This window comes from Campylobacter sp. BCW_4332, assembly GCF_001763175.1.
GTDB classification, from domain to species: domain Bacteria; phylum Campylobacterota; class Campylobacteria; order Campylobacterales; family Campylobacteraceae; genus Campylobacter_D; species Campylobacter_D jejuni.
Map to the genome: position 1 here is coordinate 57516 of NZ_MJYF01000045.1, position 16503 is coordinate 74018.

Below are 16503 nucleotides of genomic sequence, written 5' to 3' on the forward strand. Positions count from 1 at the left end.
AAATTTCATTGTAAAAATCATAAAATTTAAAGAACAAATATTTTTTTGGTAAAAATTCTATAATTAAACTCCACTTAAACACTTCTACGATACAATATCTAGTTTAAATTTAATCAAGGAATGATATGCTTACTTGGATGCAACATCACAAAAAATATCTTGTTGTTACTATATGGGTTAGTACTATAGCTTTTGTTGGCGCCGGCTTTTTAGGTTGGGGTGCTTATGATTTTAATCTCAATAGAAGTTCGAGTGTTGCAACTGTAGGAAATGAAAAGATAGGTTTTAGCGAATTTGATACTAGATATAGACAGATTTTAAGTTATTATAATCAAATTAGCAATGGTGCTTTAACTCCAGAAAATGCTGAGCAACTAGGCATTAAAAATATAGCTTTAAGTTCTCTTGTTGAAGATAAGCTTTTGTTAAATTTTGCTAAAGATTTGGGTATTGGCATAAACGAGAATGAAATTTTACAAAAACTTGCAAATACTAGAGAATTTCAAGATTCTACAGGGGATTTTAACAAAACAATTTATTATGAACTTTTAAATGCCAATAATTTAACTCCAAAAGATTATGAAACACAACTTGCAAATGAAGTAATTACCGATAAACTTAATCAAATTTTTAATATTCCTAGCAAAGATGAGGAATTAAAAATGTTAGCTTCTAGTTATTTTATGCAAGATGCTTTAAGTATTGCAAAAATTGATTATGACAAAAAAAATATTAAGATTAATGAAGAGGATTTAAAAAAGCTTTGGAATGAACATAAAGAAGATTATAAAACTAAAAAAATATATGAAATTTCAACTTATTTTTTGCCAGTTAACAATGAGAAAATTGACGACAAAGAATTAGAAAAATTTTATAATCAAGATGAAAATAAACTAAAATATAAAGATTTTGCAGGTAAAGTAATGGATTTTCAGTCTGCTAAAAATGAAGTTGCTAAAGATTATGCTTTAACACAACTAAAGAATGTGGCTAATGCTAAATTTTTAGATTTAAAAAATGGGAAAGATAATTTTCAAAAAGATCAAAATATTAGTGAATCTGATGTTTATTATCCAATTGATCTTTTGAATAAAGCTAAAAATGGAGATGTTTTACGACCAGCACCTTATAATAACGGATATATCATAGTTAAACTAAATAAAGTAGATCCTATAAGAAAGAAAACTTTTGAAGAAGCTAGAGAAGAAGTTTTACCTATGTATTTAAGCGAACAAGCTAGAAAAAATTTAGAAGAAAAAGCCAAAAATAGTTTAATAAATTTTAAAGGCGATGATATAGGCTTTGTAAGTCGAGATAGTTCTCGCGAGAGTGTAAAGCTTAGTGATAAGATATTAAATGATTCTGAATTTGCTTATTTTTTAATGAATGTATTTAATGCTGATCAAAATAGTTCTTATGTGGTCATTAACGACAATAAAGCAATATTATATAAAATAAATAAACAAAAATTAGATATGAACTCCGATAAATTTAAACAATACAAAACTATGCTTGAGCAAAATTTGCAAAATTTAAAAGCAAATGAGCTTAAGCAAGAACTTGTTGATGAACTTAAAAAGATATATCCAATAAAAATTTATTATAAAGGGAATTGATTTTGAATATATTAGGAATTGACTTAGGCTCAACCCAGACTTGTGCCATTATTGCTCAAAAAGATGAAGATGGATTAAAAATTATTGGTTTTTCCAAGTCAAAAACCAACGGGGTTAAAAAAGGTGCCATTACCAATATAGAGCTTGCTTCTAAATCTATTGAAGAAGCTGTTAGAAGTGCTGAGATGATGAGCGGAGTTCATTATGATAAGGTTGTGGTGTCTATATCAGGTGCTTATACTAAAAGCGTTGATAGTGTAGGTGTTGTTAATATTCCAAATCATGAAATAGGCATTAAAGAAATTCATCGTGCTGTAAGTACAGCTAAGCATACTGCCAATCTACCAAGTGGTTATGAAATTATTCATGTTTTGCCTTATAATTTTAAGGTTAATGATCTTGAACATGTTGATGATCCTTTGGGAATGAGTGGTAATCGTTTAGAAGTTTCAACCCATATAGTGATTTCACAAGAATCTCATATTAAAAATCTTAAGAAAGCGGTTGAATTAGCTGATTTAAGAGTGGATAATATAGTTCTTTCAGGATATGCTTCAGCTATAGCTTGTTTAGATGATAGCGAAAAGGAATTAGGCGCTGTTTTGATTGATATGGGTGGAGCGATTTGTGATATGGTTGTTCATACTGGAAATTCAATTAGATATAATGATTGTTTGCAAATTGGCTCGATTAATATCACCCAAGATTTATCAATGGCATTGCATACACCTTTAAAAGAAGCAGAAAAAATCAAGCTTAATTATGCAGCTCTTTCACAACAGCCTAATACCCTTATACAAATTCCTTCAATGGGTGATGAAAGAAAGGTTAATGAAGTTTCTTTGGATATTATTTCAAACGTAATTTATGCAAGAGCGGAAGAAACTTTGATGATTTTGGCAAAAATCTTAAGTGATAATCGTTATGCCAATGCTATAGGCGGTGGAGTTGTTTTAACAGGTGGAATGACTAAGTTAGCAGGTATTGATGAGCTAGCTCCTGCAACATTTGATAATCGCTCAGTTAGACTAGCTACTGCAAGAAAAGATTTGATTACTGGTTTTAGTGAAATTTTTAATGATCCTGAAAATACTTGTGCTATAGGACTTTGTTTATATGGAGCTGGGTATTTTACGCCTTATGAACTTGATTCTAATGAAAAATTAAGATATAAAGGGGAAATTGAAAATTTTAATCGTCAAATTAAACAAGATATTGTTTTGCAAAAAGATGCAGAAAGTGAAATAAAATCTGATTTTTTTGATGAAAATTTGCAAGAAAATGATACAATTGCAATACAAGAACAATTAGATTTTAAAGAGCCAAAAGAAAAAAAACCTAGCGTTTTTTCAAATATCTGGCATAAAATTATGAATCAATTTTAACAAGGAGAAATTTTTATGAGTGAATTTTTAGTAGAAGAAATGCAACATAATAAAGGTGCAAAAATTAAGGTTATAGGCTGCGGTGGCGGTGGCGGTAATATGATCAACCATATGGTTAAAATGGGATTAAATGATCTTGATTTAATTGCAGCAAATACTGATGCACAAGCTATTTCAATTTCATTAGCAAAAACTAAAATTCAACTTGGCGAGAAAAAAACTAAAGGTTTAGGCGCTGGTATGCTTCCTGAAGTAGGTGCAGAAAGTGCTAGAGAAAGTTTTGAAGAAATAAAAGCAAGTCTTAGTCAAAGTGATATTGTATTTATTGCTTCAGGTTTTGGTGGAGGTACTGGAACGGGTGCAACTCCAGTTATTGCACAAGCAGCTAAAGAGATTGGAGCTTTAACTGTTTCTGTTGTAACTATGCCTTTTGCATTCGAAGGAAAACAAAGAAAAAAACTTGCTGAAAGCGGTCTCCTTGAGCTTAAAAAAGAAAGTGATTCTATTCTTGTAATTCAAAATGAAAAATTATTGAGCATTATTGATAAAAAAGCAGGCATTAAAGATGCTTTTAGATTGGTTGATGATATTTTAGCTCGTGCTGTAAAAGGTATGGTGTCTATCTTGCTTGATAATGGAGATATTAATGTTGACTTTGCGGATGTAAGAACCATCATGAGTCATCGCGGACTCGCACTTATGGGTGTTGGTAGTGCTAGTGGTGAAAATGCTATAGAAGAGGCTCTTTCAAACGCTATAGAATCTCCTTTGCTTGATGGAATGGATATTAAAGGTGCCAAGGGAGTTATTTTACATTTTAAAACAAGTTCTAATTGCTCTTTGTTTGAAATTTCAGCAGCAGCAAATAGTATACAAGAAATTGTTGATGAAAATGCTAAGATTATTTTTGGTTCTACCACAGATGATAGCATGGAAGATAGAGTTGAAGTAACTATTATTGCGACAGGGTTTGAAGACAAAGATACAGTAGCTAAAAAATCTACCGAAGAAGCTCAAGCTTCTAAGAAAAATCCTTATTTAAGTCTTAAAAAGGTAAGCGGTGGTTACGATGAAGAGATAATGGCACAAATTGAAACACCGACTTTCTTGCGTCGTCAAATGGATTAAAATTGATTTTTAAAGCAAGATTGAGTCAAATCTTGCTTTTTATAGTTTAAAATTCTCTCCTAATAATCTTTCAAATATTTATTTTTCTTTGTTTTTAAAAGTTGGAACACTCTTTGCTTTTATAGCTATAAAAATCTTAATTTTATAGGTGAAAATATGCAAAATGGATATTATCAAGCAACTGGCGGAATGGTAACTCAGTTCAATAAACTTGATGTGATTACTAATAATCTTGCCAATATTAATACAAGTGGATATAAAAGAGATGATGTGGTTATTGCAGATTTTAAAAGGATTTTTAAAGAAACTCAGGATGAGTTGCCTATAGAAAATCACACAAGAGATGCATCTCGTTTTGTAAATACTACAATAGATGGAATCCCGCAAGTTTCTCAAGAATATACGGATTTTAGCCTAGGTTCTTTAAAGGCCACAAACAATCCTTTGGATTTGGCAATGACTAGAGAAGATGCTTTTTATTTGGTTCAGACCAAAGATGGAGAAGTAAGATTAACTAAAGATGGAAATTTTCAACTTGATGATGAGGGTTATTTGGTAAATAAGCAAGGATACAAGGTATTAAGTAGTGATTATTTTAATAATCCTCAGAATGCTGGCATACGCATTCCTAATGGTGCTGTTCAAATTAGCGTTGATAAAAACGGAAGCATTGAAGTTGATGGAGTTCAAAATGCAAGATTATTTGTAGCACAAGTAGATGATATAAGAGCTTTGCAAAAAGATGGAGATAATGTCTATAAAATAGATGATCTAACCCGTATTAGAGATTTGGAAAACTCCAATGCCATTCGCCAAGGTTTTTCTCAGGGATCAAATGTTAATCCAGTTACTGAAATGGTAGGACTGATTGAAGCAAACAGAATGGTAGAAATGTATCAAAAAGTTATGACAGCTCATATGGATGACTTAAATCAAGAAGCTATCAATAAGCTTGCAGCTGTTAAATAATTTAAAATAAAATAAAAAAAAGGATTAAAAATGATGAGATCACTTCATACTGCTGCTACGGGAATGGTAGCGCAGCAAACACAAATTGATGTTACTTCAAATAACATCGCCAATGTTAATACAGCAGGCTTTAAGAAAAGTCGCGCAGAATTTGCTGACCTTATGTATCAAGTTATGAAGTATGCAGGAACTTCGACTTCAGCTACTACTCTTTCTCCTTCGGGTATAGAAGTGGGTGTGGGTGTGCGTCCAACAGCGGTAACTAAAGTTTTTACTGAAGGAAATTTAAAATCAACAAGTACTGATGGTCTTGATATGGCTATTGCAGGTAATGGGTTTTTTCAAATACAACTTCCTGATGGCACTATAGGATATACTAGAAATGGGCAATTTACAAAAGATAATGAAGGTAATATTGTAAATTCAGATGGTTATAGACTTTTACCTGAGATGACAATACCTGAAGGCGCAACAGCAATTAATGTTGCTACAGATGGAACCGTTTCTGTAATGCTACCAGGGGAGCAACAAGAAACTCAAATTGGCCAAGTGGAGCTAGTTCAGTTTATAAATCCAGCGGGTCTTCATTCTATGGGTGATAATCTTTATCTTGAAACAGGAGCAAGTGGTGCACCTGTTGCGGGTATAGCAGGACAAGATGGGCTTGGAACCATAAGACATGGATTTATAGAACTTAGTAATGTTCAGCTTGTTGAAGAAATGACAGATCTTATCACAGGACAAAGAGCTTATGAAGCGGGTTCTAAGGCAATTACAACAAGTGATGATATGCTAGGAATTGTAAATCAGCTTAAGCGATAGTTGATATAAAATAAATATTTTTAATTCTTTTTTAGTTTAATGGCGTGTTAAACGCCATTAAATTTTTAGCAAGAGTAGCAAGTTTTAAATTCATAAGCAGTTGGACGAGCTTCTACTGGCCAAACTTGTGTTTCAAATTTTAAATGCTGATAGTCATCGATAAAAATATCACTCATTACAGGTTTTAAATAAGAATTATGTCGGATTAAAGCTTCTAAACTTCCTCTTAGAGTATGTGGTAATTGCTCTATCCCTTTTTCACGTATTTCATCCAAAGTAAGATCAAATAAATTTTCATCCATAGGACCCACAGGAATGGTTTTATTTTTGATTCCATCAAGACCTGCCATTAAAAGACTAACAAAAGCTAAATAAGGATTAGCAGTGCTATCAGGGAAGCGAATTTCTATACGAGCTGAATTTTTACCTATGCCATAAGGAACGCGACAACTTGCTGATCTGTTTTGACAAGAATAAGTTAAAATACAAGGAGCTTCAAAGCCAGGAACTATTCTTTTGTAAGAGTTGGAACTTGGATTTGTAAAAGCTGCAACACTTCTAGCATTTTTTAAAATTCCACCTATATAATTTATAGCAGTTTGACTAAGTCCACTGTATCCATCTTTATCGTAAAATAAATTTACTCCATCTTTCCATAAGCTCATATGAACATGCATACCATTGCCATTATCTCCGTATAAAGGTTTTGGCATAAAAGTGGCAGTTTTGCCATTTAAATGAGCTACCATTTTTACAACATATTTGTAAATTTGAACATTGTCAGCTGCTTCTACAAGCGTGCCAAAATTTACTCCTATTTCAGCTTGTCCTTGTGCAACTTCATGATGATGAACAAAAGTTTTAAGACCTACTTTTTCAAGGGTTTGAACCATTTCAGAACGAATATCTACTAAAGAATCAATTGGCTGAACTGGAAAATATCCACCTTTGTTTCTTGGCCTGTGTCCAGTATTGTAGCTATCGGTAAATTCTCTATCATCATTCCACTCTCCTTCTTCGGTATCAACTTCATACTTAGAACAATGAGTAGTATCAACTATTTTTACACTATCAAAAACAAAGAATTCATTTTCTGGTCCAAAGTAAGCAGTATCAGCTATGCCACTATTTTTAAGGTGTTCCATTGCTTTTTTTGCTATGCTTCTTGGACATTTTTCATACATTTGTCCTTTGTAAATATCATACACATCACAAAATACTATGATAGTAGGATCAGCCGTAAAAGGATCTAAAAAAGCACTTTGAGCATCAGGTTTTAAAATCATATCTGATTTTTCTATAGGTTGCCATCCATGAATTGAGCTTCCATCAAATGGAATGCCAGTTTGAAATGTTTCTTTATTGATTGCATGAAGATTATAGGTAATATGATGCCAAGTTCCTATCATATCTGTAAAACGAAAATCAACAAAAAGCACTTCATTTTGTTTACAAAATTTGAAAAAATCATCTATATTATTAACAAATTTTCCCATATTTTTACTCCTTATATGTAATTAAATTTATAAAATTATATCATAAAATTTTTAATTAAGATTTAATTAATATATTTTTTTTAATAAATTTAAAAATTTAATTTAAAGAGATTAAAAAATAAAAATTTATATTTTTGTTTTAGATAAAATTGATTATAATTTTGAGCAATTATTGAAAATCTAGATTTAAAAAAGGAAAAAAATGACTCAAGAAGAGCTTGATGCTTTGATGAATGGTGATGTTGATCTTGATTCAGAGACAGAAGCAGAGGTAAAAACCGAAGAATCGAATACCGAAGAAGATGCTTTGATGTTAGAAGATGTCAAAATAGCTGATTACAAACCTAATCCTAGTGTAGTATGGCCACCACCCCCACCAAATCAGGAGCATAAAGTTGTGCATCAGTTAGATGATGTTACAAAAGATAGCGAGCTTAAAGCAACGGAAATGATGGATAAGCTTGAAAGTATTAATAATTTCTTTGCGGATTCTGAAAGTTTACTCAAAGAAATAAATAAAGCAATAGAAAAAAATATTGATATTTTTTCCAAACTTAATGAAAAATTTCCTAATGTAGAAAGTTTCAGTGAAGCTTTAGAATTAAACAATCAAGCTAAAAAAAGTTCTAGGGAGATTGTCGGAAATCTTCAAAGCGGACAAGATGAAGTGATGATGGCAATGGATGCAATGCAGTATCAAGATATACATCGTCAAAAAATCGAACGTGTTATTAATGTAATGCGTGCTTTAAGCCGTTATATGAGTTCTTTATTTGAAGGTAAAATTGATGATAAAAAACGTGTAAGTTCTGCAGTGCATATTGAAGGTGATAGCACTACTGATGTTGTAAGTAATGATGATATAGAAGCTTTAATTGCAAGTTTAGGGCAAAAATGATCATTCCTGAAATAGTAGCTCCTGCAGGAAATTTCACAAAATTAAAAATTGCTTTAGCTTATGGTGCAGATGCGGTTTATGCGGGTGTGAATAATTTTTCTTTAAGATCACGTACTGCAAGAGAATTTAATTATGAAAGTTTTGAAGAAGCTATCAAATATACTCATGAGCGTGGTAAGAAAATTTATGTTACTTTAAATGGTTTTCATTTGAGTTCTCAAATTGAAGGTTTAAAAAGACATATATTAAAATTACGTGAGATGAAACCCGATGCTTTTATTGTAGCTTCTGTTGGAGCTATGCGTCTTGTTAAAGAACTTGCACCTGAAATTTCTTTACATGTTTCTACTCAGGCAAATATTTTAAATTATTTAGATGCTCAAGTTTATAAGGATTTGGGTGCTAAAAGGGTTGTAATTGCCAGAGAATTAGGGCTTAAAGACGCTAAAGCTTTAAAGGAAAATTGCGATATTGAACTCGAAGCCTTTGTGCATGGTTCTATGTGTTTTGCTTATTCAGGGCGTTGTTTAATAAGCTCTGTGCAAAGTGGAAGAATGAGCAATCGTGGATCTTGTGCAAATGATTGTAGATTTAATTATGAGCTTTATGCTAAAAATCCAGAAAATGGCACTTTATTTCGCTTAGAAGAAGATGAAAATGGTACTCATATTTTTAATTCTAAAGATTTAAATCTTTGTTCTTATATAGAAAAAATCATGCAAGAAAATTGTATCAGTGCTTTTAAAATAGAAGGGCGTACTAAAAGCGAATATTATGTTGCGCTTACAACAAGGACTTATAAAATGGCCATACAAGATGCTTTAGAGGGTAAATTTGAGTCAAGTAAGTATGAAAAAGAGATTGCTACACTTAAAAATCGTGGTTTTACAGATGGCTATCTTGTTTCGCGTCCTTTGGAAAAAACCGACACGCAAAATCATAATACAAGCATAGAAGAAGGTTCTCATCAAGTGCATGCTATAAGCGAAGATGGAAGCTTTTTTAAATGTAAAGGGAAAATCGTTTTAAACACGCCTTATGAAATTTTAGCCCCTTTAGGCGATGTGATTCAAACTTGCGATAATGAACTAGGTAAAATTTATCAAAAAGAGGATAAATATTTTATAGAGTTTAAAAAACTCATTGCTAAAAACAATAAAGAATTTAGCGAAATTCATAGTGGCAATGAACATGAAATCCAATTACCAAATAAAATCAGTGCATTAAGTTTTTTAAGAAAGGAAATATAGATGAATTTTGTTTCTATTTTAATGGGAAGCAAGAGTGATTATGAGACTATGAAAGAGGCTGCTAAAACTTTAGAAAGTTTTGGGGTAAAGTATGAACTTATCATCTCATCAGCTCATCGTAGTCCAAAAAGAACAAAAGAGTATATTGCAAATGCTGAAGAAAAAGGTGTGAAGGTTTTTATAGCAGCAGCTGGAATGGCAGCGCATTTGGCTGGAGCTGTTGCAGCTTATACAACAAAACCTGTTTTAGGAGTGCCTATGCCAGGAAGTAATCTTGCAAGTATGGATTCTTTGTTTTCTACGGTGCAAATGCCTAGTGGAATTCCTGTAGGAACTTTAGCTATTGGCAAGGCTGGAGCAATCAATGCTGCTTATTTAGCTATGCAAATTTTAGCTATTTATGATGTTGATTTAGCGCAAAAGCTTAAAGAAGATCGTCTTGAAAAAGAAAAAAAACTTATATCTGATTCAAAAGAAGTAGAAGTTTTATTATAAGGGATAAAAATGCAAACCTATCTTGAACTTGAAGAATTTTGTAAACTTGTGCATTTAAATGAAGATGTGGTTAAGGGTATGATGGCCAATGGGGCTTTAAATTTTAAAGAAGAAGAGGGTAAAATTTACATCGAAGCTCATCAAGGTACTTTTAGTGTAGTGCCTAGTTCTGCAAAATCTCAAACTGCAATGGTAAATTCAATGACTTTAGCAGGAGAAAGTTTTGTTGAAAAAACAATAGGAACTATTTTAAATTTACATGAAAAAGTTTTAGATGCTAAAGATGAAACACTTGAAGCATTAAAAAATGAAAATAAATTTTTAAAAGATGCCCTTTATTCTATGCAAGAACTTTATGATGAAGATAGAAAAACTATAGAAACTTTAAACAATGAGCTAAAACATGCGCGTGAAGAGATAGAATTTCTCAAGCGTAAATATAAATTAATGTGGAGTAAAACTGTAGAAATTTTTGGAGCTAAGACAGAGCCTGATTTGGAAATGAATAAAAATTTAGAAAAACCTATTGAAAATATGGAACGATAAAGAGAGATGCAATGACTTTTTCACAAATGATACTTAATTTACAAAATTATTGGCAAAAGCAAGGTTGTGCGATTATGCAGCCTTATGATATGCCAGCAGGTGCAGGAACCTTTCATCCAGTAACTTTTTTAAGAAGTTTAGGAAAAAAACCTTGGGCAGCTGCTTATGTAGCTCCAAGTAGAAGGCCTACTGATGGACGTTATGGTGAAAATCCTAATCGCTTAGGTGCTTATTATCAATTTCAAGTTTTGATTAAACCTAGTCCTGATAATATCCAAGAATTATATCTTAAAAGTCTTGAAAATTTGGGTTTTGATTTAAAAAGTCATGATATTCGTTTTGTTGAAGATAATTGGGAGAGTCCAAGTTTAGGTGCTTGGGGTTTAGGCTGGGAAGTATGGCTTGATGGTATGGAAGTTACTCAATTTACTTATTTTCAGCAAGTTGGAGGTATAGCAGTAGATTTAGTAAGTGCTGAAATTACCTATGGTCTTGAAAGGATAGCCATGTATCTTCAAAATGTTGATAATGTTTATGATATAGTTTGGAGTGAATTTAATGGAGAAAAAATTAAATACGCAGATGTGCATAAGCAAAGTGAATATGAATTTAGTAAATACAATTTTGAAGTAAGTGATGTTAAAATCTTGAATGAGCAGTTTGAAAATTCTTATAAGGAATGTAAAAATATTTTAGAACAAGGACTAGCTTTACCTGCTTATGATTATTGTATGCTTGCTGCACATACTTTTAATCTTTTAGATGCAAGAGGAGCAATTTCTGTAGCACAAAGACAAGATTATATGTTAAAAATTCGTGAGCTTTCAAAAAATTGTGCTGAAATTTATAAGAAAAATTTAAATGAAGCTGAGTGAAATTTATAATTTTTTAGATCAATTAAGTCCCTTTAATATCCAAGAGTCATGGGATAATAGTGGAATTTTGCTTGGAGATAAGGATAGTGAAATTTCAACTGTTTATTTAAGCTTAGATATTGATGAAAATATCATTAAAGAAGCGAGTGAAAATTCTTTAATTATCACACACCATCCTTTGATATTTAAAGGTCTAAAAGATTTATATGACAAGACTTATCCTAGGGCTTTTATCAAAGAAATGATTTGTAAAAATATTTCTTTAATCAGTATGCATACAAATTATGATTTGAGTCATTTAAATACTTATTTTACGGAAGAAATTTTAGGTTTTAAAATTTCTTTTAAAGATGAATTTTTAATTTATGTGGAAAATTCTATGTCTTTTGAAGCTTTGTGTGACTGGGTGAAAAAAAAGTTAAATTTGCAAATTTTACGTGTAAGTGATTGTGGCAAAAAAGATATTAAGCGCATTGCTATATGTACTGGAAGTGGCGGGGATTTAATTTCTAAAGTAGATGCGGATTGTTTTTTAAGTGGAGATTTTAAATATCATCAAGCTTTAGAGGCGCTTAGTAATCAAATCAGTCTTATTGATTTGGGTCATTTTGAAAGTGAGAGATATTTTTCTCAATGTTTAGCAAAAGACTTGAAAAATTTGCCGCTACAAGTTATAATAACAGTTTCAAAAAATCCATTTCAATATTTTTAAGGAAAATAAATGAATAAATATCTCGAACAATTAGTGCTTTTATCAAAAATAGATCAAGAAATTGATAGTTATGAACCAAAAATAGACAGTATTAATAAGACTTTAAAAGATGCTGAGTTAAAAATAGGAAAAATCAACGCAGATTTAGAAAAAATCGATGAAGAAATCAAAGATATAGAAAATCAAAAAATACAAAATAATGCTCATATTTCCGAGTTTTCAGCAAAAATTAAAGAGCTTTCTAAAAAAAGCGGTGCGGTAAAAACAGAAAAAGAAGCTAATGCTTTAAAAATTGAAGAAGATATTGCAAAAGAACAATTAGACGCTGCAAATGATGAGATTGTAAGACTAGATAAAATTTTAGAGAATAAAGAAACTTATAAAAAAGAACTTGAAGAAGAAAAAATCAAACAAGAGCAAAATATTAACGAGATTAGAGTAAGCATTAAATCTGAAATGGAAGTTCTTGAAAAAGATAGAATGAGTGTTTATGATAAAAAAACTAAACTTGTGAGTGAGATGAATCAAAAAGTTTTAAGTTTTTATGAGAAAATTCGCAAATGGGCGAAGAATACTGCTGTAGTTCCTGTTAAAAAACAAGCATGCTATGGATGTTTTATGAAAATTTACGATAAGACTTATCTGTCCGTTGTAAAAGGTGAAGAGATTGTAACTTGTCCTCATTGCGGAAGAATTCTTTATAAAGAGCAAGAAGAACAAAATTGATCTTTTTTTATTATTTTTTAACTTGGACGGCATTTTTATTTTGTGCCGTCTTTATTCTTTTGCTTTCTTTTTTAAAATCCAAATACAAAATTAGTTTAAAATCTCGATTTTTTCTTTATAAAAATTTACATCAAGAAAAAGCTGATGTACATTTTCATGCTTGTTCTTACGGGGAGGTAAGAAGTATTAAAGCTTTGGTTTTGAAATTTGATTCAAGAATAACTACTATTACTCAAACAGGTTTTGAGTGTGCAAAAGAATTTTGTAAAAAGGTAAATTATCTTGCTTTTGAAAATTTTTTGCCTTTTTGGTTTAATCCTTGTAAGGTTTTGGTAATTTTTGAAGCAGAATATTGGCTTATGCTTGTTTTTATGGCACGTATTTATAAGGCTAAGATTATTTTGCTTAATGCGAGAATATCTGATAAATCTTATCATTCTTATCAAAAATTTTCTTTTTTTTATAAAAAAATTTTTTCTTATATTGATGAAGTTTTTGCTCAAAGTGAATTAGATAAAGTAAGACTTGAAAGTTTGGGAGCTAAAAATGTTAAAATTTTTAAAAATATTAAGGCAAATTTAGAGATTAAAAATAATAAATTTTATATCAAACCTAAGGAAAAACTTATCATTTTTGCCAGTACACATAAGGACGAAGAAGAGCTTTTACTTGATCATTTTAAACTAGAAGAAAATGAAAAACTCATTATCGCCCCACGACACCCTGAGCGTTTTAAAGAAGTTGAAAATTTGCTTTTAAACAAAGGTTTAGAATTTGAAAAATTTAGCTCTTTAAAAGATGAAAATAAGAAATTTTCTAAAAAAATTTTACTTTTAGATACTTTAGGGGAGCTTGTAAATTTTTATGCAATTTCTGATGTTGTTGTACTTGGAGGTTCTTTCATAGAAGGCATAGGAGGACACAATCCTATAGAAGTGGCATATTTTGACAATGTATTAATCAGCGGGAAATTTATTCACAATCAAAAGGCTTTGTTTGAAGAAGTGGAAAATGTATATTTTTGTGAAAATTTAAAAGATTTAAATGATAAAATCCATTATTTAAATTTAAAAGCTAAAATTTCCAAAAAAGAAAATTTAGATCTTATCATGCAAACTATACAAAAGGGAATTGATGCAAGAAAAAGCTTATAAACTCTTAGCTTTGCAAGAAAAAATTTCAAATCGTGAAGCTAAAGATTTGATTGATAAGGGTTGTGTTTTTTCACATGGAAAAAAAGTTGTGGTTGCTAGAGCTTTGATGAGCGATAAGGCAAGATTTAATGTGATAAAAACCAAAAATCCTCAAATTATTTTTGAAGATGATAAGATTATTGCTATTAATAAACCTTACGCTTATGTGAGTGAAGACTTGGAGAAAAAATTTAATGCCAAGCTTTTAAATCGTTTAGACAAAGAAACAAGCGGTGTGATTTTGCTTTGCAAAGATGAAGATTTTAGAAAGCTTTGTATAGAAGAATTTAAAAAACACAGAGTTTATAAAAGTTATATTGCGGTTTTAGATGGGGTTTTGGCTGAAGAGGTTGAAGTGAATGAGCCTATTTTTACCATAAAAGCAAAATGTGGAGCATTAAGTAAAGTTTCAAAAGATGGTTTAAGTGCCTTAAGTATCATTACTCCTATTATGTTGCAGTCAAAAAAAACCTTAGCAAAAATAGTCATTCAAACAGGTAGAACTCATCAAATCAGAGTGCATGCTAAATTTATAAAACATGGCGTTGTAGGTGATGAAAAATATGCTGAAATTTCAAGCGATAGAATGTATTTACATAGTTATGAAATTAAAATTTTTGATTATTATTTTAAGGCTGAGCTAGATAATAGTTTTGCAAAAGTTGGCTTTGAGATAAAAAATTTAGATTTTTAAAGCCATTTAAGAAAAAATTTTGTATAATGCAAGGTTTAATTTAAAAATTTTATAGAAAGGTGATAAAGTGTTTGAGTTAGTTAGCGAATCTTTTAAATCAGCGATTAATAAATTACGTTTTGTTGATGATGAAAAAGCACTTAAGAACGCTTTAGAAACCTTAAAAAAAGCTCTTTTAAAAGCAGATGTTCACCATAAGGTAACTAAAGAGCTTTTGACTTTGATAGAAGAAGATGTAAAGCAAAACGGAATAGGTCAAAAACAATTTTTAAATGCCATTAAAGTAAATTTAGAAAATATTTTAAGTGTCAATGGCAAAAATCAAGGTTTTGTTTTTGCTTCTAAACCCCCAACAGTAGTTCTAATGGCAGGTTTGCAAGGGGGCGGTAAGACTACAAGCACTATCAAACTTGCAAATTATTTAAAATTACGCAATAAAAAAGTTTTAGTTGCAGCTTGTGATTTACAGCGTTTAGCGGCAGTGGAGCAGCTAAGACAACTTTGTGAAGCTAATGAAATTGAACTTTTCTTCATAGAAAATGAAAAAGATCCTATTAGGGTTGCTAAAGAGGCTTTAAAAAAGGCTGAAAGTTCTATGGTGGATGTTTTGCTTGTGGATACTGCTGGGCGTTTGGCTATAGATGAGACTTTGATGAATGAATTAAAAGCAGTTAAGGATGTTTTAAATCCTGATGAGATTTTCTATGTTGCTGATGCAATGAGTGGTCAAGATGGGGTTAAGACTGCGGCTAGTTTTAATGAAGTTTTAGGTATCAGCGGGGTAATTTTATCAAAATTTGATGCAGATACTAAAGGTGGAGTAGCCTTAGGTATAGCAAAACAAATCGGTATTCCTTTAAGATTTATTGGTGTAGGTGAAAAAGTAGCAGATTTAGAAGTTTTTATACCAGATCGCATAGTAAGTCGTATCATGGGCGAGGGTGATTTGGCTACTTTAGCTGAAAAAACTGCTGCAGTGATTGATGAAAAAGAAGCTAAAAAACTCAATCAAAAAATCAAAAAAGGTGAATTTAATTTTAATGATTTTCTTAACCAAATGGAAAGTATTAAAAAATTAGGAAGTATGAAGTCTTTAATCGGTATGATACCAGGGCTTGGCGGAATGGCAAATGCGGTAAAAGATATAGATTTGGATAATTCTAAAGAGATTATACATATTAAGGCAATGATTTCTTCAATGACTCCAAAAGAAAGAGAAAATCCTGATTTGTTAAATAATGCTAGAAAACGTCGTATAGCAGAGGGAGCAGGTCTTTCTCAGGTAGAAGTCAATCGTTTTTTAAAACAATTTAGTAATGCAGCAAAACTTGCAAAAAGATTTTCAGGCAAAAAAGGAATGGAGAATTTGACACAAATGATGAGTCAAGCTAGAAGACAATTTTAAATTTTATTTATAAATACTTTTTATAGTATCTATAAATAAAATTTTTAATTTTTAAGGAGTATAAATGACAGTTATTAGACTTACAAGAATGGGTAGAACTAAAAGACCATTTTATCGTATTGTGGTTACAGACAGTAGAAAACGTCGCGATGGTGGTTGGATAGAAAGTATTGGATATTATAATCCTATGGTAGAACCTGAGGTAATTAAAGTTGATGCAGAGCGTTTAGCTTATTGGAAAAGTGTTGGTGCAAAACTTAGCGATAAAGTTGCTTCTATCACTAGCAAATAAT

17 protein-coding genes are annotated in these 16503 nt (G+C 30.9%); 16 read left to right on the top strand and 1 reads right to left on the bottom strand.

Annotated features, from left to right (window positions below; translation table 11 throughout):
* Positions 1 to 125 precede the first annotated feature (125 nt).
* The 5 genes from AJN64_RS04675 (at position 126) to flgG (ending at position 5920) form a co-directional block, all read left to right on the top strand.
* The gene (locus AJN64_RS04675) at positions 126 to 1616 is read left to right on the top strand and encodes a peptidylprolyl isomerase (RefSeq protein ID WP_070292746.1); all 1491 of its coding nucleotides are present in this window, start codon (positions 126 to 128) and stop codon (positions 1614 to 1616) included.
* Positions 1613 to 3001 carry a cell division protein FtsA gene (gene ftsA, locus AJN64_RS04680; protein WP_074487068.1) on the top strand — a complete coding sequence of 463 codons (1389 nt, stop codon included), beginning with the start codon at positions 1613 to 1615 and terminating at the stop codon, positions 2999 to 3001. The genes AJN64_RS04675 and ftsA overlap by 4 nt, the downstream gene beginning before the upstream one ends.
* Positions 3002 to 3016: 15 nt before the next feature.
* Positions 3017 to 4129 carry a cell division protein FtsZ gene (ftsZ, locus tag AJN64_RS04685; RefSeq protein ID WP_002852071.1) on the top strand — a complete coding sequence of 371 codons (1113 nt, stop codon included), beginning with the start codon at positions 3017 to 3019 and terminating at the stop codon, positions 4127 to 4129.
* A 156-nt stretch (positions 4130 to 4285) separates the two neighbouring features.
* A complete protein-coding gene (locus tag AJN64_RS04690) occupies positions 4286 to 5098 on the top strand; it encodes a flagellar hook-basal body protein (protein ID WP_002861380.1) in 813 nt (270 codons plus the stop codon).
* Between the two features lie 30 nt (positions 5099 to 5128).
* Complete coding sequence (gene flgG, locus AJN64_RS04695) at positions 5129 to 5920, top strand: flagellar basal-body rod protein FlgG (RefSeq protein WP_002852142.1); 792 nt, start codon at positions 5129 to 5131, stop codon at positions 5918 to 5920.
* Between the two features lie 65 nt (positions 5921 to 5985).
* Here the strand turns inward: flgG and glnA are convergent, their stop codons facing one another.
* Complete coding sequence (gene glnA, locus AJN64_RS04700; RefSeq protein WP_070248506.1) at positions 5986 to 7416, bottom strand: type I glutamate--ammonia ligase; 1431 nt, start codon at positions 7414 to 7416, stop codon at positions 5986 to 5988.
* 202 nt (positions 7417 to 7618) lie between these two features.
* On the opposite strand from glnA, the gene AJN64_RS04705 reads away from it, so the two are divergent.
* The 11 genes from AJN64_RS04705 (at position 7619) to rpsP (ending at position 16502) form a co-directional block, all read left to right on the top strand.
* On the top strand, positions 7619 to 8314 hold the full coding sequence (locus AJN64_RS04705) for a chemotaxis protein (RefSeq protein WP_044794184.1): 696 nt from the start codon (positions 7619 to 7621) through the stop codon (positions 8312 to 8314).
* Positions 8311 to 9564: a peptidase U32 family protein gene (locus AJN64_RS04710; protein ID WP_070248508.1), complete on the top strand. Its 1254-nt coding sequence runs from the start codon at positions 8311 to 8313 to the stop codon at positions 9562 to 9564. Before AJN64_RS04705 ends, AJN64_RS04710 begins: the two co-directional genes overlap by 4 nt.
* Positions 9565 to 10059, top strand: coding sequence for a 5-(carboxyamino)imidazole ribonucleotide mutase (purE, locus tag AJN64_RS04715; protein ID WP_052814782.1), 495 nt, complete (start codon positions 9565 to 9567; stop codon positions 10057 to 10059).
* Positions 10060 to 10068: 9 nt separating this feature from the next.
* Positions 10069 to 10605, top strand: coding sequence for a DUF3972 domain-containing protein (locus tag AJN64_RS04720; RefSeq protein ID WP_070292747.1), 537 nt, complete (start codon positions 10069 to 10071; stop codon positions 10603 to 10605).
* 11 nt (positions 10606 to 10616) lie between these two features.
* A complete protein-coding gene (gene glyQ / locus AJN64_RS04725) occupies positions 10617 to 11480 on the top strand; it encodes a glycine--tRNA ligase subunit alpha (RefSeq protein ID WP_070292748.1) in 864 nt (287 codons plus the stop codon).
* Positions 11467 to 12192, top strand: coding sequence for a Nif3-like dinuclear metal center hexameric protein (locus tag AJN64_RS04730; RefSeq protein ID WP_044778943.1), 726 nt, complete (start codon positions 11467 to 11469; stop codon positions 12190 to 12192). The genes glyQ and AJN64_RS04730 overlap by 14 nt, the downstream gene beginning before the upstream one ends.
* A 9-nt stretch (positions 12193 to 12201) precedes the next feature.
* Positions 12202 to 12918 (top strand): zinc ribbon domain-containing protein, encoded by a 717-nt coding sequence (locus tag AJN64_RS04735; protein ID WP_044778942.1) that lies wholly within the window; start codon positions 12202 to 12204, stop codon positions 12916 to 12918.
* Positions 12915 to 14072: a lipid IV(A) 3-deoxy-D-manno-octulosonic acid transferase gene (gene waaA, locus AJN64_RS04740; protein WP_070248515.1), complete on the top strand. Its 1158-nt coding sequence runs from the start codon at positions 12915 to 12917 to the stop codon at positions 14070 to 14072. The genes AJN64_RS04735 and waaA overlap by 4 nt, the downstream gene beginning before the upstream one ends.
* On the top strand, positions 14053 to 14805 hold the full coding sequence (locus AJN64_RS04745) for an RluA family pseudouridine synthase (RefSeq protein ID WP_070248518.1): 753 nt from the start codon (positions 14053 to 14055) through the stop codon (positions 14803 to 14805). The genes waaA and AJN64_RS04745 overlap by 20 nt, the downstream gene beginning before the upstream one ends.
* 67 nt (positions 14806 to 14872) lie before the next feature.
* Positions 14873 to 16210, top strand: coding sequence for a signal recognition particle protein (ffh, locus tag AJN64_RS04750; protein ID WP_044778940.1), 1338 nt, complete (start codon positions 14873 to 14875; stop codon positions 16208 to 16210).
* Positions 16211 to 16274: 64 nt separating this feature from the next.
* On the top strand, positions 16275 to 16502 hold the full coding sequence (gene rpsP, locus AJN64_RS04755; protein WP_002852274.1) for a 30S ribosomal protein S16: 228 nt from the start codon (positions 16275 to 16277) through the stop codon (positions 16500 to 16502).
* Position 16503: the final 1 nt, after the last annotated feature.